Below are 23,397 nucleotides of genomic sequence, written 5' to 3' on the forward strand. Positions count from 1 at the left end.
CCCTGGACGCCCTACCGCTCCGGGACCGGAACGCCGGTCAGAGCGGCCGTCAGCTCCTCCCCGTCGGGAGGCGTCGCACCGGCCCTCGCGACGGTCACGGCGGCCGATGCCACGGCGTGGCGCAGTACGTCCCCCAGCGTGACGGTGTCCAGGCGGCGCAGCCGCGCGCGGGCCCGCGCCCCGAGCAGGCCGTGCGCGGCCAGGGAGTGCAGGGCACCGGACATGAAGGCGTCGCCCGCTCCCACCGTGTCCACGACCTCGACGGGCGGTGCGCCGATGCGCACCGTCGCACCCGGCAGCAGGGCGAGCGCGCCTCCGGCTCCCCGGGTCAGCAGGACGGCCGCCGGACCGGAGCGCAGCCACCGCTCGGCGGCCTTCTCCGGTTCGTCGTCCGGGTACAGCCACCGCAGGTCCTCGTCGCTGGCCTTGACGACATCGCTGAGCGCGACGCAGCTCTCCGCCCTGTGTACGGCGCGGGCCCGGTCCCCCATCAGCGCGGGCCGCACGTTGGGGTCGTAACTGACGGTGGCGTCCGCCCGGAGGGAGCGGACGAGGTCCAGGACGGTGTCCGCACCGGGCTCCAGGGCGGTGGCGACGGACCCGGTGTGGACGTGTTGCGGCGGCTGGGCCGGCTGCTCCACCGGCCCCAGCGTCCAGGCGATCTCGAAGGTGTAGGCGGCGCCGCCCGCGTCGTCGAGGTCCACCGTGGCCGCAGGGGTGGGTGCTCCGCTCCCGTCGGTCAGGACCCGCACTCCGGCCGAGGCCAGGTGGTCCCCGATCAGCCGCCCGTGGGAGTCGGGGCCGAGCTGGGTGATCAGGGTGGCGGCCCGTCCGAGCCTGGCCAGGCCGTACGCGACGTTCGCGGGGCTGCCGCCGGGGTGGATCCGGTCGGGCGCGCCCGGCAGCCGGACGACGTCGGCGACGCATTCGCCGATGACGAGCAGGGCGGGGCTGTCGGGCATGGCGGCAGGTCTCCTGGGCGGGCGGGCGTGCCCCGGTGAGGCACGGTTGTCACGGACGCGCTGGTGCCGATTCTGCACCGTGTGCGGTGAGCCGAGGAGACCCGGGGCTCAGGCTTCCTCGCCGTAGCGCTTCTCGAACTTGGCGACCTGGCCCTCGGTGTCGACCACCCTGGCCTTGCCCGTGAAGAACGGGTGGCTCTCGGCGGAGATCTCCACGTCGATGACCGGGTAGCTGTTGCCGTCGTCCCAGTCGATCGTCCGCTCGCTCGACGCGGTGGACCGGGTCAGGAAGGCGTACCCGGCGGCGCGGTCGCGGAAGACCACGGGGCGGTACGACGGGTGCTTGTCCTGCTGCATGTCTGCTCCTGGAGGTACGGGGATCTCGCGTCCCGGCTTCGGGCCAGCCTCGCCAAGGGCTGGTGCGGGCGCGATCCGGGGCGTCCGTACGGGGCAGGGGCCGCCCCTGCGCCTCACTCAGGCGCGGGGGCGGTCGTCACGACCCTGCGCGCGGCCGGGGTCCGCCCGGCCCAGAGCGACGTGCCGGCCAGGAGCACCATGGCGGCGAGCAGCCAGGGCAGCGGTCCCGGGGGCAGTACGCCGATGACGACGCCCGCCGCCGCCCCGAGGAGCTGCTGGGCCAGTGACTGCACGGAGAGGGCGGTCGCCCTGCCCGAGGAGTCGACCCGGCGGTGCAGAAGGTCGTTCTCGCTGGGCCCGGCGGCGCCGAGGCCCAGGTACACCAGGCCGTATCCGGCGGCGGCCGCTGCCGCCGGGAGTCCACCGGTGGCGCCCACCGTGACCCCCAGGGTCACCAGACCGGCCGTACTCACCCCGAGGCTCACCAGCACCGCGCGTTCGCCGCCCCCCGCGAGACGCGCGACGAGCGGCGCGAGCCGGCTGCCGACCGCGGAGCAGACGAACCCGGCCGCCGCGAGCCCGGCGAAGAGCACCGCCCCGGACTCCGGGGACCCGGTCATCGTGGCCGCACGGCCGGGGGTGAGCAGTTCGAGGGCCGCCAGAGCCGTACCGGCGGCGCCGGTGGTCACCAGGATGCGGCGGACGAGCGCGTCCCCGGCACCCAGCCGCAGCCCCGCGCCGATGGCGCCGGGAACGCCCCGCAGGACTCCGCGCAGAGTGGCGGCGGGGCGAGGAGGCTCGGTCAGGGCGGTCAGGACGTAGAAGACGAAGACGACGTGGACGGCCGCGCCGAGCAGCACGGGGACGGACAGCGGCAGGACGAGATCCGAGGTGAGGTTCCGCAGGTGCTCCCCGGGGCCGGGGCCGAGGCCGAGCAGCCACGGCGTACCGCCGCCGACGAGCACGCCGAGCGCGATCGCGCCGGACGACGCGGCGCTGCCGCGCGCCAGACCGGTGCGCAGGTCCGCGTCGGGGCCGGCGTGGGCGTGCACGGTGTCGACGTACCAGGCTTCGGCGGGCCCGCTGGACAGGGCTCGCCCCGCCCCCATGAGGGCCATACCGGGGACGATCACCCACGGGGTCGTGCCGAGGGCTATGAGCACGAGGGCGCAGGCGTTGAGCATCCCGGCACCCGCCAGGACGGTGCGACGGCCGATGACGTCGGAGAGGCCGCCGGTGGGCAGTTCGAGGGCGGCGACGGTCAGGGAGTGGGCCGCGTAGGCCGCGGCGACGGCGGCGAGCGTCAGGCCGCGCTCGGTGAGCAGCAGGACCATGGGGGCGAGCCCGAGGCCGGCGGGAAGCCAGAAGAGGAACGACACCGTGACGAATCTGCGGGCCGCGGCTCGCTCGGTGAGCCCCGTGTCCGTCCCTGTGCTCCGGCTCCGGGTCACGTGGCGCTGCCGGTGGCGGAAGCCCCGTCCGCGGATGCGCCCGGCCCGGCCGGGGCCAGCGGGAGTCCTGCGGTGAGCAGCACGACGCGCTCGGCACGGGGGTCGTGCTCGTCGCGCGCGGCCAGCTCCGCGGTTTTGGCGCCGATCGTGTCCCGGAGCTCGCGGAGGGACTCAGGCGTCAGCCGCGGCATGAGGTCGTCGATCCCCGAGGGGTCGTGCCACTCCTCGCCGAGCCGGCCCGCCTCGATGTCCGCCTCGTGCCGGTCGACGGACTCCTGGAGATGCTCGATCTGGCGGCGCCGGCCCAGCATGAGCATGGACCGGCCCGCCGGGGTGGCCAGCATGGCGGCGTTGCTCGTCGTGGTGACGGAGTGCACGGCCTTCCAGCGGCGCTCACGTCCGTCGCGGTGCTCGGCCTCCGCGACGAACGCGTACTTGGCCAGCACCCGCAGGTGGTAGCTGGTCGAGGCCGACGACTCCCCGGTCCGGGCCGCCAGCTCGCTCGCGGTGGCCGCACCGTGCTGCCGCAGCAGACCGAGCAGCCTCAGGCGCAGGGGGTGGGTGAGCGCTTTCAGGGCCGCCGGGTCACGCTCGGGATCGAGTACGCGGTGTGACGCTCCGTTGTCCATGACGGCAGCCTAGGGCGCCGCAGGGCTTTGCCAAATAGTTTTTGCAGAATTTGTTTGGGAAACTCGCTCAGCCGCCCGTCGCCCCCTCCACCGCATCGGCCACGAGGGAGAGGAAGAGCGCGTGGGCACGCGGACTGCACAGGGGTTCCGGATTCCACGGCACGCTCCGCGCCCGCCGTCCCGCGGCCTGCCAGGCGGGGGCGGTGATCGAGTCGAGCGGCACCGCGTTGGACCGGATGTCCGTCAGGACGATGCCGGGCTCCAGAGCCGCGACGCCCGCCCAGTCGACGGTGGCCCAGTTGACGCCCGCCCCCTCGGGCGGGGAGACGAGATCGACCCCCAGCTCCGCCAGGACACGCAGTTCGGGCCACATCCGCGGCCGGGCGGCGTACGCCTCCGCCTGGCTCGCGGGCGAGAGGGCCACCACTCTGGGGCCCTGGCCGCCGGCGGCGGCACGGAGCCGCTCACGGGCGGCGCTCAGCTCGGCCCTCGCGTCCGGGACCGGCTCGCCGCCCAGGGCGTGCGCGAGCTCGGCGAACCGTTCGGCGACCCGGTCCAGGGTCCGCGCCTGGCCCACGTCGACGACGACGACCGGGACGTGCTCCTCCAGGTGCTTGGCCGTGTCCGGGTCCAGTCCGTAGAGCTGCCCGTGGCCGTAGCTGACGGCTACGACGAGGTCGGGTCCGCCCCGTAACAGCGTGTCCACGTCCAGAGCGTCACCCGCACCCCGGTAGTCCACGGCGTCCAGCGGGAGGGTGCCCGTCTTCGCGCGGTCGGGCTCCGCCCCGTCGTGCCCGGAGCCGAAGATCCCCTCGGGGCGTATTCCGTAGTCCCACAGCGTCGCGCCCGCCTGGACGTACGCGAGCACCCGGGACGGCCGGCGGTCCGCCACCACCAGTCGGCCCCGGTCGTCCGCGAAACTCCACGCGCTCTCCTCGGTCATGCCGATCACCCCTCCGAACCGGCGGTCCGGGCCCTCTCCCGGGCTCGCCCTCCACTACCTGCCCAGCCCACCGGCTCCACACCCTCCGTGGAGCGCCCCAGATACGTGAGCGGTCCGGGATCGGGAACGTCGATCGCCTCGAAGCCGAGCCGGTCGTAGAAGGCCCTGGCCGGAGTGTTCGCGGTGAGCATGGACAGATGGACGGCGGGGACGCCCTGGTGGCGCAGTGCGCCCAGGAAGGCGCCCATCAGCTCCCGGCCGTAGCCCTTGCGCTGCCAGGGGGGCAGCAGGTCGATGTGCAGGTGCGCGGGGTGCCCCTCCAGCTCCGGGAGGATCATGCGCTCCGGGCGGTACAGGAGCGCCGTCATCGCCTCGGCGAGGGTGCCGGGTCCACCTTCGGGCTCGGGGAAGCGCTCCGTGACACGCGGGAGCCAGAGCTCGCGGAAGGCCTGCGCGAAGCCACGCGTGTCCGCGGTCCCCAGGACGTAGCCGACCGCACGGCCGGAGCCGTCGTCCAGCACGAAGGCCAGCTCCGGCTCGAGGTGGGCGTAGGGCGCGGCGAAGAGCGCGGGCATCAGGCCGGGGTCGGGGTACAGGTGCGTGCTGTCACCGCCGTTGTCGGCCGTGCGGACGCAGATGTCCGCGAGGGCCGCCTCGTCGGCGGGGCGGTAGGGACGTACGTACGCGGTCCGGGTCATCGGCCCATCCTTCCCGGCTGGGAGCGCTCCCACAAGGCCCGGAGGCCCGGTCACGGCACCTTGTCCTCCCGGTTCCCGCCGGTGCGCGCCAGCTCGACGTTGAACTGGGCGCCGGTCAGGAGCGCCAGGTTGGTGAACCAGATCCAGATCAGGAAGACGACCAGTCCGGCCAGCGAACCGTACAGCCGGCTGTAGCTGCCGACGTGGGTCGCGTACAGCGCGAATCCGGCCGAGGCGATCAGCCACAGACACGCCGCGAGGACCCCGCCGGGCAGCCCTTGCCGCAGGCCGCGCGCGGAGCGTGGACCGGTGTTGAAGAGGACCACGATGAGGCAGGCGACCAGGCAGAGCAGCACGGGCCACTTGAGGCCCGCCCAGAGCGTCTCCCCGGCCTGCGCAAGACCGAGCATCCGCCCGAGCCACCGGGCCAGGGGCCCGCTGAGGACGAGGGCGAAGGCGCTGGCCATCAGCAGGACAAGGAGCCCGAGGGCCGAGGCCACGATGATGGGCGCCTGGCGCAGCGGGGGCCTGGTGTCCTTCACCTGGTGCATCGCGTGCATCGCCCGGCGGAAGACGGCGAGATAGCTGGAGGCCGACCAGACTGCGCTGACGGTCCCCGTGGCCACGAAGAGCCAGACCGCGGTGCGCTCGTGGGTGGCCGCTTCCAGGGGCCTGCGCAGGGCCGCCCCGGACTCGGCGGGCGCGAAGGCAGTGATGTCCGCGATCAGGGCGTCGGTCGCGCCGGGGTTGGCCAGTCCGATGACGGAGACGGTGACCAGGAGCGCCGGGAGCAGCGCGAGGATGGCGTAGTAGGTGAGCGCCGCCGCCCAGTCGGAGAGGTCGTCGTTCCACAGCGACACGGGGGTACGGCGCAGGGCGGTGCGCCAGCGCCACGCCCGCGCGGCGCGCCCTGTCGGGGGCGCGGTCGGTTCCGCGACGGGTTCGTCGGTCCTGCTGGGCACGCGGTTACTCCGGGGGACGTAGGGAGGACTGGCGGCCGGGCCGTCGGCACGGGTGTGCCCGGCGTCCCGGCCGCCTCCCTTTCTCTCATGCCTCGGTCCCGCCGGGGTACTCCAGGGCGGCTCAGTCGTTGACCGCGGTGAGCAGGACCACCGAGTCCTCCAGGGCCAGCAGCCCGTGCCGCTCCTGGGGGATGGGGTGAAGCCCTCCCGCGGCGAGGTCCACGTCCCCGGACCCCGCCGTGAGCCGGACGGCGCCGCGCAGCACCTGGAGGGAGGCTGCTGGCGGCGCGTTGTGCTCGTCGAGGGCGGACCCCGCGGTGAGCGCGATCACCGTCTGCCGCAGTGGCTCCTGGCGCAGCAGCAGATGCGCGCTGCGTCCGTGCGCGTGGGCGCGGGCCGCGGCCAGGTGCTCGTCGGCGAGAGCGTTGAGATCGTCCATACGACCACTGTGCCGCAGCCCCCGCTCCCCCGCTATCGCGTGCGGCGCAGCCAGGCCGCCGTGTCGTCGGGCAGCAGTCCGGAGGGGTCCAGCGGGGCGCTGGTCAGCAGGATCTCGTCGTGACCGGGGAGCGGAACCGGGCTTCCCGAGAGGTTGACGACACAGATCAGGCCCTGGGTCCGCTCGAACGCGAGGACACCCGGGGAGGACGGCAGCCAGTCCAGCCGGCCGTCGGCGCTCTCGCCGGGGACCGCGGCGAAGCCGGGTTCGGAGCGGCGCAGTCCCAGTGCCTCGCGGTACAGGGAGAGCATGGAGCCGGGATCGGCGCTCTGCTCGTCGGCGGCGTACGAGGGCCAGGACGCCGGCTGCGGCAGCCAGGGGTCGGCCGTGGACCCGAATCCCGCGTGGGGCTCGGACGCGGACCACGGCAGGGGGACCCGGCAGCCGTCGCGCCCCGGGTCGGTCCCGCCCGACCGCAGGTGCATCGGGTCCTGGATCCGGTCGAGCGGGATGTCGGCCTCGGGCAGGCCGAGCTCCTCCCCCTGGTAGAGGTAGACGGCGCCCGGCAGCGCCAGCGAGAGCAGGGCGGCGGCCCGGGCCCTGCGGGTGCCCAGCTCCAGGTCGGTGGGCGTGCCGAAGACCTTGGCCGCGAAGTCGAAGCCGGTCGCCTCGCGGCCGTAGCGGGTGACCGTGCGGGTCACGTCGTGGTTGCAGAGCACCCACGTGGCGGGGGCTCCCACCGGGGCGTGTTCGGCGAGCGTGTCGTCGATAGCGGAACGCAGCAGCCCGGCGTCCCAGGGGCAGGCGAGGAAGTTGAAGTTGAAGGCGGTGTGCAGCTCGTCGGGCCGCAGATAGCGGGCGAAGCGCTCGGAGTCGGGGAGCCAGACCTCTCCGACGAAGATGCCGTCGTACGTGTCGGCGATGGCGCGCCACGAGCGGTAGATGTCGTGGAGCTCGTCCCGGTCGACGTAGGGGTGGGGATCGCTGCCCTTGACGAAGTCGGGCAGGGCCGGGTCCTTGGCGAGCAGGGCCGCCGAGTCGATCCGCACCCCGGCCACGCCTCGTTCGAACCAGAAGCGCAGGACGTCCTCGTGCTCCTGGCGGACGGCGGGGTGCGCCCAGTTGAGGTCGGGCTGTCCCGGGGCGAACAGGTGCAGATACCACTGGCCGTCGTCGATCCTGGTCCAGGGGGTACCGCCGAACTCGGAGACCCAGTCGTTGGGCGGGATCTCCCCACCGTCGCCACGTCCGTCCCGGAAGTGGAAGAGTTCGCGCTCGGGGCTGCCGGGGGCGGCGGCCAGCGCCGCCCGGAACCAGTCGTGCCGGTCGGACACGTGGTTGGGGACGATGTCGATGATGGTGCGGATGCCCAGCCCGCGGGCTTCGGCGATGAGCTTCTCCGCCTCGGCGAGGTGGCCGAAGGCCGGGTCGATGGCCCGGTAGTCGGCCACGTCGTAGCCGCCGTCGGCCAGCGGGGAGAGGTACCAGGGGGTGAACCACAGCGCGTCGACGCCGAGTTCGACCAGGTAGGGCAGCCTGGCCCGGACTCCTGCGAGGTCGCCGGTGCCGTCTCCGTCGCCGTCGGCGAAGCTGCGTACATAGATCTGGTAGATGGCGGCGTCGCGCCACCACGATGCGGTGGCCTCGGTCGGACGGATGGCTGCCACGTGGCGTTCCTTTCGGGCAGGAGGTACTCCGCCCCCGGCCCGGGCGCGGGGCGTGCGAGTGGAGGGCCGGCGGCGGAGTGCTGGTGGGAGGCGGTGTCGCGAGGGCGTCAGCCCTTCAGGCCGCCCGCGGTGAGACCGCTCATGATGTTGCGCTGGAAGAGCAGGAAGATGAGCAGCGTCGGGACGGACGCGATGGTGAGCGCGGCGATGAGGACGTTCTGCGGCACCCCGTTGGACAGCGAGTAGATGCCGACGTTGAGGGTCTGCTTGCCCGGGTCCGGCAGGGTGAGCATGGGCCAGAGGAAGTCCTTCCAGACCCCGACGACCGCGAAGATGGAGACGACGCCGAGGATCGGCCGGGAGATCGGCAGGATGATGGAGCGCAGGGTCCGCAGGGGTGAGGCGCCGTCGATGGCCGCCGCGTCGAGGAGTTCGCCCGGGATCGAGTCGAAGAACCGCTTCAGCAGGAAGATGTTGAAGGCGTTGGTGACCGAGGGCAGCCAGATGGCCCAGGGCGAGTTGAGCAGGTTGCGCTCGAAGATCGGCACGTCGAGGACCGTGAGGTACTGCGGGACCACGAGCACGGTCGCCGGGATCATCAGGGTGGCGAGCATCATGCCGAGGATGACCTTGCCGAACATCGGCCGCAGCTTGGACAGCGAGTAGGCGGCGGCCACGTCGAGGACCAGCTGGAAGGCCAGCGCTCCGAACGCGTAGTACAGGGTGTTGAACAGCAGTTGCGCCAGGTCCATCACGTTCCACGCCTGGGAGTAGTTCTCCGTGTGGATCGAGGAGGGGAAGGCGGTGGGCGGGCTCTGCACCACTTCCTGGGTGGTCTTGAGACCACCGGTGACCATCCAGTACAGGGGGCCGAGGAACGCGAGCGTGAAGGCCGCCACGACCAGGGCGAAGATGATCCAGTAGAGGGCCTTGCCCCGGGGCCGGCCGAGCTGGGCCGGTGAGATCAGGGTTCGCTGGCGGCTCTGGTCGGCCTCCCGGCGGCGAGCCCTGCCCGCGCCGGGCCCGCGCCGGGAGACAAGCGTGTTCGATGCCATCGTCGTGCTCCCGTCCTAGTCTTCGCTGCTGCGGCTGAGGCGTACGTACACCGCGGAGAAGCCCGCGAGGACGACCAGCAGGAGGAGGCCGAGGGCCGCCGCTCCGCCGTAGTTGTTGAAGTTGAAGGCGTATTGGTAGATGAGGTAGACGACGGTCGTGGTGGAGCCCTCGGGGCCGGCGCCGTTGGTGAGCAGGAACGGTTCGGTGAAGACCTGCATCGTCGCGATGATCTGCATGAGCAGCAGGAGCGACAGGATCAGACGGGTCTGCGGGATGGTGACGTGCCAGATCTTGCGCAGGAGTCCGGCGCCGTCGAGCTCGGCCGCCTCGTACAGCTCACCGGGGATGCCCTGGAGTGCGGCGAGGTAGATGAGTGTGGCCCCTCCCATGTTCATCCAGGTGGAGGCGATGACGACGGAGAGCATGGAGGTGCTGGGGTCCTGGAGCCATTGCTGAGCGGGCAGATGGAGGAACTCCAGGATGCGGTTGAAGAGTCCGTAGCCGGGGTCGTAGAAGTACTTGAAGAGCAGGACCGAGGCGACCGGCGGCAGCATGACGGGCAGGTAGACCAGCAGGCGCAGGTATCCCTGCGCGTGCCGGAACTCGTTGAGGACCACGGCGACGACGAACGGGACGGCGAATCCCAGGACGAGCGCCAGCACGGTGAAGAGCAGCGTGTTGCGCCAGGCCTGCCAGAACGCCGGGTCGTTGAACACGTAGCTCAGGTTGGACCAGCCGGCCCAGGTCGTCGTGCCGTCCTCGGTCTTCTGGAAGGCCAGGATGAACTCCCTGACCATCGGATACCAGGAGAAGAAGGAGAAGCAGAGGACGGCTCCTATCAGGAAGCCGTGCGCCGAGATGTTGCGGCGCAGGGCGCGCACGAACTCCTCACGGGGGGAGTCCGGCCCGGTGGGCCGCGGGTGGTGCCCGGGTGGCGGTGCGCTCGCCTTCCCGGTGGACAGGGTGGGGGCCGACATGGTCTCTCCTCGGTGCCGGTGCAGTCGCTCGCAGGCGGACGGTCCGGATGCGGGGCCGGGCCCGCCCGGCCCGGCCTCCGCACGTCCGTTACTGGTTCGCCAGAACCTGGTTGACCTGCTGCTCGGCGGTGTCGAGCAGCTTGTCGATGTCGGCGTTCCTGTTGGTCAGGACACCGGACATCGCGTTGTCGAGGATCTTGTAGATCTCCTGGGCCTTCGGCGGCTCCGCCTTGCCCTGGACGGGGTTGTCCATGAAGGCCTTGAAGTTCTCGACGGGCATCGTGGCGTTGGCGACACGTTCGGCGTCGTCCGCCACCTTGCTCTCACCGAGGAAGAAGTTGGGCTGCGGAAGCCCGACGGGGAGGTTGTCGGCCTTCCTGCGGCCCCAGTCGAACTGCCCCTTCTTCGGGGTGAGGTTCTGGAAGTTCAGCCAGGCGACGGCGGCCTTGATCTTGTCGGGCGAACTGCCCTTCTTGATCATGTAGTTGTTGCCGCCGAAGAGAGTGCCCTCGGCGCCGGGGATCGGCCCCATGCCGAAGTTCTCGTACTTCGCGCCCAACTGCTGCACCATGTAGGTGATGTCGTCGGGAGCGGCGAGGAACATACCGAGCTTGTCGGTGGCTATCTGCTTCTGCAGATCGCCCCACTTCAGCAGCTGGGTCTTGCCCATGCTGTCGTCCTCCCAGCGCATGTCGTGCAGCTGCTGGAGGACCTGCTTGCCCTTGTCGTCGTTGAACGCGGCCTTCTTGCCGCTCGCGTCCACGACGTCCCCGCCCAGACCGTACTGCGCCGCGGTGAAGTGCCAGCCCCCGTTGTTGCCCGCGCTGTACTCACCGAAGCCGGCGATGCCCTTGCCCAGGCCCGCGATCTTCTTGCTGGCGGCGCGGACTTCCTCCCAGGTCGCCGGCGGGGCGTCCGGGTCCAGACCGGCCTGCGTGAACAGCTTCCGGTTGATCATGAGGCCCATGGTGTAGTTGCTGGTCGGCAGCGCGTAGAGCTTGCCGTCCTTGCGGGCGACGTCGAGCACCTGGGGCTGGATGTCCTTGAGCGCGGGGACGGACGTGTCGTTGACGTAAGCGGAGATGTCCTCGGCACCGTCGTTGTCCAGCACCTGCTGGAGGTCGGTGAAGTACGCGTAGAACACGTCCGGTTGGGACTTGCCCTTGAGCATGGCCGTGAAGCGCGGCGGCTCCAGGCACTGACCGGGAGTGGACTTACCGTTGATCTTGACGTTCGGGTACTTCTTGTTGAACGTCTTGATGTCCTCGTTCCACTCGCGCAGCTCCGCGGCCTTGGCGGCCGGCGGCATGCAGTCGATCGACAGCGTCACCTCGGCCTTCGGGTCGAGCGGCGCGGACGGGTCGGACGACCCGCTGCCGGAGTTGTCGTTCTCGTCGCTGCCGCTGCTGCTCGTACCGCAGGAGGCGAGGGCGGTCAGGGCGAGCGCGGTGACGACGGCGGCCGCGGAGGCACGGCGGTTACGGCGGAAGCCAGCACTTCTCATCGGTGGTCCCCTTCGGGCATGAGCACGGAAGGCCTCGGCCGACTGTCTGCCGGGGCGCGGCATACTCAACCACCGGCGACATGTGAACGCAATATCTCGCGCAGATTTAGAAAATGTTTGACAGCGCTCCGCATGTGAGGGGGCGTCGGACCCGAGCCGGTTCAGCACCTCACGGAGACCCCGTCGTCCGGGTCACCGGAGACGGCCGGGCAGACGTGCACAGTGAAGGCCCCTGACGGCAACCCGGCCCATACCGCGGGGGCCCGGGTCGGCCATGGGGCCGCCGGATGCAAGAGACGGACTTCTGGATGCAAAGAGCTATGCAGTCGGGGCGCCGGGGTGAAAGCTGTCACCAGCCGCGGACGCGGCGCCGGTTCGTCGGTGTGCACCCCACGTCGCCAGTGTGCTGCGGTGGATCCGCGCCGAGCACTTCGCCGTGCACGCACCGGTGAGGTGCCGCTCGACCGCCGCGGTGCACGACGGGGGCGGGGCGGACAGGGGCGCCACCGGGCGCGCGGCAGCCGGAGCACGCCCCCGCTTCCGAGTTCGGCCACCGGTTCGATCGCCACGCCTGCCCCGCTCTTCCGGCACCGCCGCGGTGAATCCCGTATCTGCTGCGGCAGTGCGGCCTGACCGAAGAACCCCTTCCGCGCCGTGCCGCTCCGTACGCCGGACACCGACTCACGGGAGGCTGACGCCATGCGGAAACTGACCTTTGGCATGAACCTGAGCCTGGACGGCTACATCGCCGCGCCCGGCGACGACCTCGGCTGGAGCGTGCCGAGCGACGAGCTGTTCCAGTGGTGGTCCGACCGGGTGGGCGCGACGGGCCTGGCGCTGTACGGGCGCAGACTGTGGGACACGATGAGCTCCCACTGGCCGACCGCCGACAGACAGCCGGGTGCCACACCGGCGACGATCGAGTACGCCGCCCGCTGGCGGGACATGCCGAAGGTGGTGTTCTCCTCCACGATCAGCACGGTCGACTGGAACACCCGACTGGTCACCGGCGACGCGGTCACCGAGATCACCAGGCTCAAGGCCGACGACGGCGGCCCCATGGACATCGCCGGAGCCACACTCGCCGCGGCGGCCATGCGGGCCGGGCTGATCGACGAGTACGCGATCGTCACCCATCCGGTCCTGGTGGGCGGCGGCACGCCGTTCTTCACCGCTCTGGACAACTGGGTGCACCTGACCCTGGTGGAGACCCGGACGTTTCCCGACGGCGTGGTACTGACCAGGTACGAGACCAAGCGCTGAGCGCCCGACGTCCGGATCGGCGCCGCTTCGGGCGCCCAAGGATCCGGGGCGGCGCGTTCGGCCGGCCCATCGCCGCGGTCGGCCGGGGCGACGGGGCGACGGGGCGACGGGGGCAACGGGGGCGAGCACACGAAGGCGGCACCTCGACGGCGAGTTCGCCGTGCGTCACGTGCAGAGGCCCGTGGCGGCCGACATCCACTCGGCAGGACGCGGTACGCGGTCCACGGAGAGCACAGGGGCCCTCCCGCGCCTGGCGCAGGAGGGCCCCACGCGCCTCGGCAGGCGCTACAGGCCCCGGTCCCGGTTCCACCGGCTCACGCTCATGGCGTAGAAGACGTTCCCGATCCCAGCCGTGAACATGAGCAGCCAGAAGTGGACCCAGAACGACTGACGCCGCCGCCGGACCGCGAAACCGCCGGCGACCGCCGAAGCTGAGGCCGACGCCGCCACGTTGTTGTTGATGATGATCGGCGGCATCCCCGCGGGGAGAGGCTGCTGGTCCGGAGCTGTCGTCATGGCGCTATTCCCTCTGTGCGAAGTACAGGATGCGCACGCACGGTAAGGGACGGCATTCCGCCTCCAGTGCGGAACGGACCTCATGTCACCTGATCGAGGAATCACGGCCGCCGCGCCGGGCGCCTCACCCGGGCGGCCGCCGAAGATTCGGCCTGGCCGGCCGAGGCCGCTTCCGGCGTGAGCAACACGGCCAGAGATCCGTCCGCACCGACGGAAGGCCGGTCCGCCCCCACGGGCGGGCCGGCGGCCCGGAGCCGCCGCACCGCCCCTGCGAGGCCCCGGGGAGGGAGCCTCGCGGGGAGGACGGGACCGTAGGGCGTGCGGAGCCAGGCAGCACCGCCTCCCCACGCCCTCGGACCCGCCTGCTACGGGTTTATGTTGATCTTGAACGAGGGGGTCGTGTTCTTGACGTCCTGGGCGTTGCCGCTGAGCTTCAGCCCGTTGAACGTGACCTCACCGACCGCAGGTCCCTGGCCTGCCTCCGGCAGCTCGTTGGCCCACAGGCCGAAGCCGGACTTCGCGTCGAAGGCGTCACCGCTCTTGCGTGCGCCGGTGATCGAGATATCGGTGAGGATGGTGTCCTTGATCGGGAACTGGGGTTGCCCTCCTACGTAGTTGGTCTGGAACATGATCCCGCTGTACGTCGGGTCGACGATGTCCACGTGCGAGATCCGGATGCCCTGGAAGACCTTGGACGCCGAGAACAGCCAGATCCCGGGGAAGGTCTGCGTTCCCCAGAAGTGGCCGCCCGACCGCACGACCGACACGTTCTCGATCGCCGTGGGGCCTGTCCCGAATCCGTTCATCGGGTAGCCGAAGTCCAGCGAGCTGACCGTGATCCCGGAGTACACCAGGGTGTCGGCGATGTGGATGTTGCGGAAGGTGTTGTCGTATCCGCCGTAGACGGCGACTCCCGCGGCCCGCCAGGTCAGGATGGACGTGAGGTTCTCGTACACGTTGTTCTTCATGTCCGCGCCACCGGAGTCGATCGCCGAGAACAGGGCGAAGCTGTCGTCCCCTGTGGCGCGCGCCTCGTTGTTGGTGACGTGGTTGTCGGTGGACCCGTTCGTCATGTTGATGCCGTCGGCGAACATGTTGCGGATCCGGGAGTTCTTGATGGTCACACTGTCGGTGTTGGCGCCCCAGTAGAGGCACACCATGTGCTCGTTCCAGATGTTGTCGATCACGATGTCCGAGACGTTGGAGAAGTCGAACACCTTCCCGGGCCCGTCGATGCGGGACGTGTAGTTGCCGAAGTAGGCGAAGTTCGCGAAGGAGGAGCCCTTCGCGCTCGCCTCGGCTCGGAATCCGATGTCGGTGTTGTCCTGCGTGGACGGTGCCCGGAACCGGGTGAACCAAGGGCCTGCGCCGACGACCTTCACGGCCTTGCCGTAGACCTGGAACTTGCTGGCGGTGGAGTAGTCACCGGCCGGCAGGTAGACGCCGACGAGCTTCCCCGTGGTGTCCATCCGGACCTTGTCCAGGGCGTTCTGGACATCCTGGTGGGTGAAGCCGGCGGGCACCGTGTAGGTGGCCGGGTCCGGGTTGGCGACCTGGGAGACCTGCTCCAGGCTGACGAAGTCGATCGCGTAGGTGCTGGTGTTGGCCGCGTCCTTCTGCAGCCGGATCTTGCTGCCCGCCGGGACGGTCTTCCCCAGCATGACGTTCGCCTCGTCGTAGATGTGCCGGGGCGCGCCGGATCCGGGGTCGTTGCCCGGTCCGGTCTCGTTCCCGTACAGCCAGGCGTACTTCGAGGTGAGGTCGATCGCCTTGAGGAAGGTGCCGTCCACGTAGACGTTCAGCTTCGACTCGATGCCGCCGCCGCCCGCGGAGTCCGGGATGGAGAACCGGGTGACCAGGGTGTTGGTCGTCGCCCGTGTCGTGAACTCGACGTAGTTGCCGGTGCTGTCGAGCGTGACGGCCTTGCGGCCCGACGCCTCGCCCGCGACGTCGCCGACGGTCCTGTTGGGTCCGACGACCTTGGCGCCGCCGCCGGTGACACCGTCCTCCGCCTCGTACATGTCGTACGGCATGTTGGCGCCGCGCCCGACGAAGAGCGACTCGGTGCTGGTGTTGTTCTCGCGCTTCACCGGCAGTTCGTTGGCGTCGTCGGCGAGCACCACCTTCACCGTGTACGAGCCGTTGGCGGCCGTCCAGGTGCCCAGGGAGACCGGTGCGGTCGTCGAGCCCGCCGCGATGGCGCCACTGTGCGCGCCGGTCAGGGTCTTGACCGTGGCGCCCTTGGAGTCGATCAGGCTGAGGGTGATCCCGTGGCTGCCGCTCGCGGACGCCACCGAGCCCTGGTTCTTCACGGCGACCGAGAAGGTGACCGTGTCACCGTTCGAGGGGCTGGACGGGGAGGTCGTGACCGCGCTCGCCACGAGGTCGGAGCTGGAGACCGGCTTCACGACCAGCGGAGCACTGTTGGTGAGGCGGTTGTTGGTCTCGTTCTGCTCGATGATGTCACCCGCCGGGTCGACGACCGCGCCCAGCGTGTAACTGCCCGCGTCACGCGCTCCGATGGATGCGGTGACCTGGGCGGACGCGCCCGCGGCGAGGGCGCCCACCGAGGCGGTGGCCACCTTGGAGCCGCCGAGTTCGAAGTCCAGCTTGCCTGCCGGGGAGGAGACCGCGCCGGAGTTCCGGACGGTGGCGGACAGGGTGATGGCGTCCGATTCCACCGGAGCCGAGGGCGAGGCACCGACCGCGGTGACCTGCAGGTCAGGGTTGGGGGCCGGAGCGCCCAGCACCTGGAACTCCGCGACCTGACCCGCGCCGGATCCGGTGTTGGACGTGAACTTCAGCTGGACGTCGGCCACCCGGGCCGTGACCGGGATGGTCACCGTGTTGCCCGTCGCCGGGCTGAACGCGTAGTCCTTGGCGGCGGCCAGGCTCGTGAACGAGGTGGCGTCCTGCTCCCGGCCGAGCACCTGGATGTTCTGGGTGCGCGCTCCCCAGGAGCTGTCGGGGTTCAGCTTGACGACGACGCTCTCCGTGTCGGCGTTGGCGCCGAGCTTGACCGTCAGCGTGTTGGGGTAGCTGCCGCCCGCACCCTCCCAGTACGTGCTGAGGGAGTTGTCGTTGGCGTTGGCCGCGACGAAGGTATGGACCACCGAGGAGGCGGTGATCGGCTTGGAGACGGCGAGGTTGGAAGCGCTGCTCGTGGACCCGTTCCGCGTCACGGTGTTGCTGGCGCCGGAGACGTTGCCGGCCGCGTCCTTGGCCCGCACGGCGTAGCTGACGGTCGTGGCGGCGGACTGGGTGTCGGTGTACGTGGTCACGTCGCCGGCCACGCTCTTGCGGAGCACGTTGTTGGCGTAGATGTCGTAGCCGGTGACGCCCTTGTTGTCCGAGGACGCCGACCAGGTCAGTTTGATCTGCCCGGAGGACGGCTCGGTGAAGGCCAGACCTGAGGGCGCGGTCGGCGCCTGTGTGTCACCGGAGTCACCGGTGCGGGTGACGGTGTTGCTGTTGCCCGACTGGTTGCCCGCCGCGTCCTTGGCCCGGACGTAGTAGGACACGGTCTCGCCCGCCGGGCGGGTGTCGGTGAACGTGGTGACGCCGCCCGCCACGCTCGTCAGCAGCGTGTTGTTCGCGTAGACGTCGTAGCCGGTGACGCCGGTGTCGTCCGAGGACGCCTTCCAGGTCAGCCTGATCTGCCCGGAGGACGGCTCGGTGAAGGCCAGCCCCGACGGCGCGGTGGGCGCCTGCGTGTCACCTGTGGACGGGCCGTATATCTCCAGTTCGGAGAGCTGGGCGGCCTGCTGGACGGAGTTGGCCGTGACGAGCACCCGCACGTAGCGGGTCGTGGTGGCGTCGAAGGAGATCGTCGCCGACTGCCCGCCCGCGGCGTTGAAGGTGTACGCCTTGGACGCGGTCAGGTCGCTGAACTCCGAACCGTCGGCGCTGCCCTGGATCTTCAGGGTCTGGGAGCGCTGCTCCCAGCCGTCGGGCAGCCTGAGCACGACCCTGTCGACCCGGACCGAGGAACCGAGATCGGCCTGGATCCACTGCGGGAGCTCGTTGTTCCTGCTCTCCCAGTAGCTGGACCTGTTGCCGTCGTTGCCGTTGGAGGCCACGTACGTCTCGGTGTAGCTGCTCGCCCTGAGCGTCCTGCCCGCCGCGAGGTTGGTGGAGGACTCGCCCGCGGCCCTGACCTCGAGCTCGGAGAGCTGTGCGTTCTGCCACCCCGTGTTGGCCGTGACGTTCACACGCACGAACCGGGTCTGGGTCGCCGGGAAGGATATCTTCACGGCGTTGGAGGTGCCGGGGCTGAAGGTGTAGGCCGCCGAGTTCTTCAACGTCGAGAAGCTGGTGCCGTCGGCGCTCCCCTGGACGGAGAGGGTCTGCTGCCTGGTCTCCCACCCCGCCGGGAGCTTCAGCGTCACCTCGTCGACCCGGGCGGTCGCGCCGAGATCGGCCTGCACCCACTGCGGCAGCGTGCCGCCCGAGCCTTCCCAGTACGTCGCCTGGTTGCCGTCCGTCACGTTGCGGGCGGCGTACTCCCCGCCCGAGCTGCTCGCCGCGGCGGTCCGGCCTGCGGCGATGTTGGGCCCGTCGGCCGCCGCGGCGGTGAACGACGGCCATCCGATCATCAGAAGACTGGTCGTGACCACGGCGGAAAGGGCCCGCCATCTCCAGCGTTGGGCTCTCATAAGTCCCCGATCTTGGGCCTCGGTGCGGGACACACCGAGGACGCGGCTCTGTCGGCACAGCTCTCCGGCACCTGTTTCTGCACGCGGTGAGCTGAGTTTTGCGCTTTGCCGTCAGAGAGTTGCAGACAAGTGCGAGAGCGTCCACGGTTGAGACAGAAAACGGAACAGCGGGAGGCAACACAGGTGACCCCCAAAGAGCTGCTACCAGAACGTTTTTGGGGTCGGGATCGGGTCACGTCGAAGCATGAAAGCCGCCTTCAAAACACGTAAGCAATTTGCGTACACCTGCAAGCCGACGGAAAGTGCCTGCTCCAAGGCATGACGCAGAGCGGGGCCCGCGGCACGCGGACCCCGCTCGGTGCGGCCGGCCGGGGTCAGAGACCGCCGGTGTACAGCAGCCGGTCGGGCGAGCCGGAGCCCAGCCCGGTCAGCACGTCCGGGGTCGCCTCCGCGGCGAGCCGGTCGGCGACCTCCTGCGGCGTCGCGTCGGGGTTCTGCTCCTTGTAGAGCACCGCCGCGCCGGCGACATGCGGGCTGGCCATGGACGTCCCGCTCAGCGTCGTGGACCCGCCGCCGAGCTTCGCGGACACGATGTCGACGCCGGGGGCGTACAGCCACACGCAGGTGCCCCAGTTGCTGAACGTCGCCTGCCGGTCCTGGATGTCGGAGGCGCCCACGGCGAGGACGCCGTCGGCACGCGCCGGCGAGACGTCGCAGGCATCCTGGTTCTCGTTGCCCGCCGCGACCACCGGCAGGGTGCCCTCCGCCGCGAGGGCGTCGAACGCGTCGTCGACGGCCGACGACGCCGGTCCGCCCAGGGAGGCGTTGACCACGGCGGGCTGTTCGGCGTTCTGGGCGATCCAGTCGAGGCCGGCGATGATCCCGGCCCAGGTGCCCGAGCCCTCGCAGTTGAGCACCCGCACCGGCACGAGGGAGGCGGCGGGGGCGACGCCGTAGGTCGCACCGGCCACGGTCCCGGCCACGTGCGTGCCGTGGCCGTTGCAGTCCTCGCCGTCGCGGCCGTCACCGATCGCGTCGTAGCCGGCGCCCACCCTGTCGCCGAACTCGGTGTGGGAGGCCTCGATGCCGGTGTCGAGGATGTAGGCGGTCACGCCCTCGCCGGTGCCCTCGACGTCGTACGTCCCGTCCAGCGGGAGATTCCGCTGATCGATGCGGTCCTGCCCCCAGCTCCCGGCCGCGGCCCGCTTCCCCGCCGTCTTGGCGGCGGGCGGAGAGACGGACGCCTCGCTGTTCTCCTCGACGGTCTGGACACCCGCCGCACCGCGCACCTGCTCGAGCTGCGCGGGCGTGAGCGAGGCCGCGAAGCCGTGCAGGACCTTGCTGTACGTGAAGAGGGTGCTGACCCCGAGCTGCTCGGCCATGGCGCTCGGCGTCTGCTCGGGCGAGAGGGTGACGATGTACTGGCCGGGCACGGCCCGGGCCGACTTCTGCACCGGCACGAGCGTCTCGCCGGTGTCGGCCGTGGCCGTGGTGGTGCCGATCAGGGGCGCGATCAGCAGTAGAGCGGCTGGTGCCCAGCGGGCGCGCAGGCGCATGCGTTCTCCCTTGAGATGGAGGAGCGGATCGCGGACCACGTCAGGTCCGCGACGTGCGAACACCTGACCTTTCGTCCACATCCCGGGCGGGCCTTGAGCCGCATCAGCCGGACAGCGCAACGATCGGTACCGGGGCAGGCCCATTCGGCCGATCACGTGAAAGGTTTCAACTCCTCCTGCGAGCGAAGATAGACCCGTCTCGACGGGGCCGTCAATGCCGCACGCAGCGGTCTTTCACCATCAAGCCAGAAGTAGCACGATCGCGAAAGAATCCTTGACAGGGGCCGGTCACAATCATAGCTTCGCAGCCCTGAAACGATTCATCACTATCGTTACGGAGCCGCGCCGTGATCAGCAGAAGACGACTGCTCAGCACCACCGCCGCCACCGCCGCGCTCGCCGCGGTGTCCGCACCCGCCGCCGGTGCGTCCGGCCCGGCGCGGGGAGCCGCCGCCCGGGCCCGCGTCGCCGGGCCGACCGTCGAGTACGTGAGCCATCCTCTGGGCCTTGACACCCCCCGTCCGCGGCTGAGCTGGCCCGTCGCCTCGGACAGCCCCGGCACGGTCCAGGCCGCCTACCAGGTGCGTGTGGCCACCTCCGCCGACCGCCTCGGGAAGCCGGACGTCTGGGACAGCGGCAAGGTCGAGTCCGCGCGGTCCCTGCTCGTCCCGTACGCGGGCCCCGGTCTCACGTCCCGTACCCGGTACTTCTGGTCCGTGCGGGTCTGGGACACGGACGGCCGGGCCTCCGCCTGGAGCGAGCCGTCCTGGTGGGAGACCGGACTCCTGGAGGCCTCGGACTGGTCGGCCGGGTGGATCGCCGCGCCCGCGGCGCTGACCGCCGCCCCCGCCCTGGACGACGCCTCCTGGATCTGGTTCCCCGAGGGGGATCCCACGGTCGAGGCACCCGCCGCCACACGGTGGTTCCGCGGCCGTGTGGAGGTTCCGGAGGGGGTCACCCGGGCCCGGCTGGTCATGAGCGCCGACGACGGGTTCACCGCGCTGGTGAACGGCGTGGAGGTGGCGCACACGGAGGCGGACGGCCCCGCCGAGAACTGGAAGCGTCCCGTCCTCGCGGATGTGACGGCCCGTCTCTCCCCCGGCACCCACGTCGTCGCCGTCTCGGCGACGAACGCCGTCGCCGGCCCCGCCGGACTCCTCGGGGCCCTGGAGCTGACCACAGCGGACGGGACGACCACGGTCGTCACCGGTGCCGACTGGCGGGCGACGGACGAGGAACCGTCTGGAGACTGGCACTCCGGTGCCTACGACGACTCCGCCTGGACCGCCGCGAAGGTCCTCGCCCGCTGGGGCTCAGGCCCCTGGGGGAAGGTCGCGGTGGCGTACTCCCCCGCCACCCAGCTGCGACGGGAGTTCCGCCTCGGACGCAAGCGCGTCGCACGGGCCCGGCTGTACTCGACGGCACTCGGCCTGTACGAGGTGTCCCTCAACGGCGAGCGCGTCGGCGAGGACCGCCTCGCCCCGGGCTGGACGGACTACCGCAAGCGGGTCCAGTACCAGACGTACGACGTTACGGGACTGCTGGCGCAGGGCGGCAACGCCCTCGGGATCACGCTGGCGTCGGGATGGTACGCGGGGAACATCGCCTGGTTCGGCCCTCACCAGTACGGCGAGCGGCCCGCCGCACTCGCGCAGCTGGAGGTGACCTACACCGACGGTTCGACCGAGCGCGTGGTGTCGGGCACGGACTGGCTCACCGCTGCCGGGCCCGTCACCGGCGCGGATCTCATGGCGGGCGAGGAGTACGACGCCCGGCTGGAGACCGACGGGTGGACACGGGCCGGATTCGACTCCTCCGGCTGGCTCGCGGCCGACCGTGTCGACGGGGTCACCGCGGCGCTGGTGGCCGAGATCGACGGTGCCTGCCGCGTGGAGCGGGAGCTGACCACCCGTGAGGTCACCGAACCGAAGCCCGGCGTGTACGTGTTCGACCTCGGCCAGAACATGGTGGGCGCCGCGCGCCTCACGGTGTCCGGTCCGGCGGGGACGACGGTGCGCCTGCGCCACGCCGAGGTGCTGAACCCGGACGGCACGATCTACACGGCCAATCTGCGCACCGCCCGCGCCACGGACACCTACACGCTCAAGGGAGGGGAACGGGAGACCTACGAGCCCCGTTTCACGTTCCACGGCTTCCGCTACGTCGAGGTGACGGGGTATCCGGGCACACCGGGGCCGGACGCGGTCGTGGGCCGTGTCATCCACACCTCGGCACCGTTCACGATGGACTTCACCACCGACGTGCCCATGCTGAACCAGCTCCACAGCAACATCACCTGGGGACAGCGCGGCAACTTCCTCTCGATCCCGACGGACACCCCGGCACGCGACGAACGGCTCGGCTGGACCGGGGACATCAACGTGTTCGCCCCCACCGCCGCGTACACGATGGAGTCGGCGCGCTTCCTCACCAAGTGGCTCCACGACCTGCGCGACGCCCAGACCTCGGAAGGCGCCTTCACCCATGTCGCCCCCGACCTCCCGAACGTCGGCAACGGGGCAGCCGGTTGGGGTGACGCCGGGGTGACCGTCCCGTGGGCCCTGTACCAGGCCTACGGCGACGTACGGGTGCTGGAGCAGTCCTGGTCCTCGATGCTCGACTGGCTGGAGTACCTGGAGGCCCACAGCACCGGGCTGCTGCGCCCCGCCGACGGGTTCGGGGACTGGCTGAACATCGAGGACGAGACACCGAAGGACGTCATCGCCACGGCGTATTTCGCCCACAGCGCCGATCTCGTCGCCCGGACCGCCGAGGCGCTGGACAAGGACCCGGCGCCGTACCGGGCGCTCTTCGGACGGGTGCGGGACGCCTTCCGCTCGGCGTACGTCTCGGCCGGCGGGCGGGTGAAGGGCGACACGCAGACGGCCTACGTGCTGGCCCTGTCCATGGATCTGCTGGCGGAGGAGGACCGCGGGCCGGCCGCCGACCGCCTGGTCGCGCTCATCGAGGCGAAGGGCTGGCATCTGTCGACGGGCTTCCTCGGCACCCCCCGGCTGCTGCCCGTCCTCACGGACACCGGCCACACCGACGTCGCCTACCGCCTGCTGCTCCAGCGGACCTTCCCGAGCTGGGGCTACCAGATCGACCGGGGCGCCACCACGATGTGGGAGCGCTGGGACTCCATCCGGCCGGACGGCAGCTTCCAGGACGCCGGGATGAACTCCTTCAACCACTACGCGTACGGCTCGGTCGGCGAGTGGATGTACGCGAACATCGCGGGCATCGCACCCGGAGCCCCCGGGTTCCGGAAGATCGTCGTGCGGCCTCGGCCGGGCGGCGGGGTGACACGGGCCGGAGGCCGGTTCGACTCACGGTACGGGCCGGTCACCACGCGCTGGGAGAAGGACGGGAGCCGATTCGCCCTCGCGGTGGCGCTGCCGCCGAACACGACCGCCGAGGTGTGGGTGCCGGGCGGCGACAAACGGAGTGCGGGCCGGGGCCCAGCGGTCTTCCTGCGGCTGGACGACGGGTGCGCGGTCTTCGCGGCCGGCTCGGGCAGCCATCGGTTCACGGCGGCGGGCTGACGTCCGCCGCCGGGGGCGCCCCGGGCCGCGATCGCCGGGGACGAGTCGTCCCCGGCGATCGCGGCCCGCCAGGGGCACTTGCTGACCACCCTCACCGGCAGCACAGGCGAGGACTCGGCCGGCACCGGTGCAGCGGCACGGCGGCTGCACGCCCTGCCGGTCGGCGCGTCCCCCGGGCTTCCACCGACCGCCTTCGCCACAGCTGATGCGCATGGCC

The 23,397-nt window shown here is 71.0% G+C and carries 17 protein-coding genes; 2 read left to right on the forward strand and 15 right to left on the reverse strand.

The features are described from left to right. Positions 1 to 11 precede the first annotated feature (11 nt). From ACIRJR_RS15185 to ACIRJR_RS15240, 12 genes are all read right to left on the reverse strand, one after another. Positions 12 to 962, reverse strand: coding sequence for a carbohydrate kinase (locus ACIRJR_RS15185; protein WP_403779506.1), 951 nt, complete (start codon positions 960 to 962; stop codon positions 12 to 14). 108 nt (positions 963 to 1,070) lie between these two features. Beyond that, positions 1,071 to 1,319, reverse strand: a complete 249-nt coding sequence (locus tag ACIRJR_RS15190; RefSeq protein WP_403779509.1) for a type B 50S ribosomal protein L31 — start codon at positions 1,317 to 1,319, stop codon at positions 1,071 to 1,073. Positions 1,320 to 1,432: 113 nt separating this feature from the next. Beyond that, positions 1,433 to 2,698 (reverse strand): MFS transporter, encoded by a 1,266-nt coding sequence (locus ACIRJR_RS15195; RefSeq protein WP_403779512.1) that lies wholly within the window; start codon positions 2,696 to 2,698, stop codon positions 1,433 to 1,435. Positions 2,699 to 2,766: 68 nt separating this feature from the next. Then, positions 2,767 to 3,399 carry a helix-turn-helix domain-containing protein gene (locus tag ACIRJR_RS15200; protein WP_403779515.1) on the reverse strand — a complete coding sequence of 211 codons (633 nt, stop codon included), beginning with the start codon at positions 3,397 to 3,399 and terminating at the stop codon, positions 2,767 to 2,769. Between the two features lie 67 nt (positions 3,400 to 3,466). Continuing rightward, on the reverse strand, positions 3,467 to 4,342 hold the full coding sequence (locus ACIRJR_RS15205) for an ABC transporter substrate-binding protein (protein WP_403779518.1): 876 nt from the start codon (positions 4,340 to 4,342) through the stop codon (positions 3,467 to 3,469). A gap of 5 nt (positions 4,343 to 4,347) precedes the next feature. Beyond that, positions 4,348 to 5,040, reverse strand: a complete 693-nt coding sequence (locus ACIRJR_RS15210; RefSeq protein ID WP_403779524.1) for a GNAT family N-acetyltransferase — start codon at positions 5,038 to 5,040, stop codon at positions 4,348 to 4,350. Between the two features lie 50 nt (positions 5,041 to 5,090). Further along, positions 5,091 to 6,002 (reverse strand): YihY/virulence factor BrkB family protein, encoded by a 912-nt coding sequence (locus ACIRJR_RS15215; protein WP_403779527.1) that lies wholly within the window; start codon positions 6,000 to 6,002, stop codon positions 5,091 to 5,093. Between the two features lie 121 nt (positions 6,003 to 6,123). Beyond that, on the reverse strand, positions 6,124 to 6,441 hold the full coding sequence (locus tag ACIRJR_RS15220) for a cupin (RefSeq protein ID WP_103515203.1): 318 nt from the start codon (positions 6,439 to 6,441) through the stop codon (positions 6,124 to 6,126). A gap of 32 nt (positions 6,442 to 6,473) precedes the next feature. Beyond that, entirely contained in the window at positions 6,474 to 8,108 is a 1,635-nt protein-coding gene (locus ACIRJR_RS15225; protein ID WP_403779531.1) for an alpha-amylase family glycosyl hydrolase, read from the reverse strand. A gap of 107 nt (positions 8,109 to 8,215) precedes the next feature. After that, positions 8,216 to 9,163: a carbohydrate ABC transporter permease gene (locus tag ACIRJR_RS15230; protein ID WP_403779534.1), complete on the reverse strand. Its 948-nt coding sequence runs from the start codon at positions 9,161 to 9,163 to the stop codon at positions 8,216 to 8,218. 15 nt (positions 9,164 to 9,178) lie between these two features. Continuing rightward, positions 9,179 to 10,141, reverse strand: a complete 963-nt coding sequence (locus tag ACIRJR_RS15235; RefSeq protein ID WP_403779537.1) for a carbohydrate ABC transporter permease — start codon at positions 10,139 to 10,141, stop codon at positions 9,179 to 9,181. 88 nt (positions 10,142 to 10,229) lie between these two features. Next, entirely contained in the window at positions 10,230 to 11,645 is a 1,416-nt protein-coding gene (locus ACIRJR_RS15240) for an extracellular solute-binding protein (RefSeq protein ID WP_403779540.1), read from the reverse strand. 699 nt (positions 11,646 to 12,344) lie between these two features. Between ACIRJR_RS15240 and ACIRJR_RS15245 the strand changes: the two genes are divergently transcribed. Further along, complete coding sequence (locus ACIRJR_RS15245; protein WP_403779542.1) at positions 12,345 to 12,908, forward strand: dihydrofolate reductase family protein; 564 nt, start codon at positions 12,345 to 12,347, stop codon at positions 12,906 to 12,908. 285 nt (positions 12,909 to 13,193) lie between these two features. Here the strand turns inward: ACIRJR_RS15245 and ACIRJR_RS15250 are convergent, their stop codons facing one another. From ACIRJR_RS15250 to ACIRJR_RS15260, 3 genes are all read right to left on the reverse strand, one after another. Continuing rightward, entirely contained in the window at positions 13,194 to 13,424 is a 231-nt protein-coding gene (locus tag ACIRJR_RS15250) for a hypothetical protein (RefSeq protein ID WP_403779544.1), read from the reverse strand. A gap of 365 nt (positions 13,425 to 13,789) precedes the next feature. After that, a complete protein-coding gene (locus ACIRJR_RS15255) occupies positions 13,790 to 18,079 on the reverse strand; it encodes a discoidin domain-containing protein (protein WP_403779547.1) in 4,290 nt (1,429 codons plus the stop codon). A 374-nt stretch (positions 18,080 to 18,453) separates the two neighbouring features. Then, entirely contained in the window at positions 18,454 to 19,635 is a 1,182-nt protein-coding gene (locus ACIRJR_RS15260) for a S8 family serine peptidase (RefSeq protein ID WP_403779550.1), read from the reverse strand. Positions 19,636 to 19,982: 347 nt separating this feature from the next. Between ACIRJR_RS15260 and ACIRJR_RS15265 the strand changes: the two genes are divergently transcribed. Continuing rightward, positions 19,983 to 23,180, forward strand: a complete 3,198-nt coding sequence (locus ACIRJR_RS15265; RefSeq protein ID WP_403779553.1) for an alpha-L-rhamnosidase — start codon at positions 19,983 to 19,985, stop codon at positions 23,178 to 23,180. The last annotated feature ends 217 nt before the right edge of the window (positions 23,181 to 23,397 follow it).

The sequence above is a fragment of the Streptomyces sp. NPDC102402 genome, from assembly GCF_044765765.1.
Classification (GTDB): domain Bacteria; phylum Actinomycetota; class Actinomycetes; order Streptomycetales; family Streptomycetaceae; genus Streptomyces.

Excerpts from the sequence above, each read along its gene's own strand:
- ACIRJR_RS15185 (WP_403779506.1), bottom strand. The coding sequence starts at position 962 with ATGCCCGACAGCCCCGCCCTGCTCGTCATCGGCGAATGCGTCGCCGAC.
- ACIRJR_RS15190 (WP_403779509.1), bottom strand. The coding sequence starts at position 1,319 with ATGCAGCAGGACAAGCACCCGTCGTACCGCCCCGTGGTCTTCCGCGAC.
- ACIRJR_RS15200 (WP_403779515.1), bottom strand. The coding sequence starts at position 3,399 with ATGGACAACGGAGCGTCACACCGCGTACTCGATCCCGAGCGTGACCCG.
- ACIRJR_RS15205 (WP_403779518.1), bottom strand. The coding sequence starts at position 4,342 with ATGACCGAGGAGAGCGCGTGGAGTTTCGCGGACGACCGGGGCCGACTG.
- ACIRJR_RS15210 (WP_403779524.1), bottom strand. The coding sequence starts at position 5,040 with ATGACCCGGACCGCGTACGTACGTCCCTACCGCCCCGCCGACGAGGCG.
- ACIRJR_RS15220 (WP_103515203.1), bottom strand. The coding sequence starts at position 6,441 with ATGGACGATCTCAACGCTCTCGCCGACGAGCACCTGGCCGCGGCCCGC.
- ACIRJR_RS15230 (WP_403779534.1), bottom strand. The coding sequence starts at position 9,163 with ATGGCATCGAACACGCTTGTCTCCCGGCGCGGGCCCGGCGCGGGCAGG.
- ACIRJR_RS15235 (WP_403779537.1), bottom strand. The coding sequence starts at position 10,141 with ATGTCGGCCCCCACCCTGTCCACCGGGAAGGCGAGCGCACCGCCACCC.
- ACIRJR_RS15240 (WP_403779540.1), bottom strand. The coding sequence starts at position 11,645 with ATGAGAAGTGCTGGCTTCCGCCGTAACCGCCGTGCCTCCGCGGCCGCC.
- ACIRJR_RS15245 (WP_403779542.1), top strand. The coding sequence starts at position 12,345 with ATGCGGAAACTGACCTTTGGCATGAACCTGAGCCTGGACGGCTACATC.
- ACIRJR_RS15250 (WP_403779544.1), bottom strand. The coding sequence starts at position 13,424 with ATGACGACAGCTCCGGACCAGCAGCCTCTCCCCGCGGGGATGCCGCCG.
- ACIRJR_RS15255 (WP_403779547.1), bottom strand. The coding sequence starts at position 18,079 with ATGAGAGCCCAACGCTGGAGATGGCGGGCCCTTTCCGCCGTGGTCACG.
- ACIRJR_RS15260 (WP_403779550.1), bottom strand. The coding sequence starts at position 19,635 with ATGCGCCTGCGCGCCCGCTGGGCACCAGCCGCTCTACTGCTGATCGCG.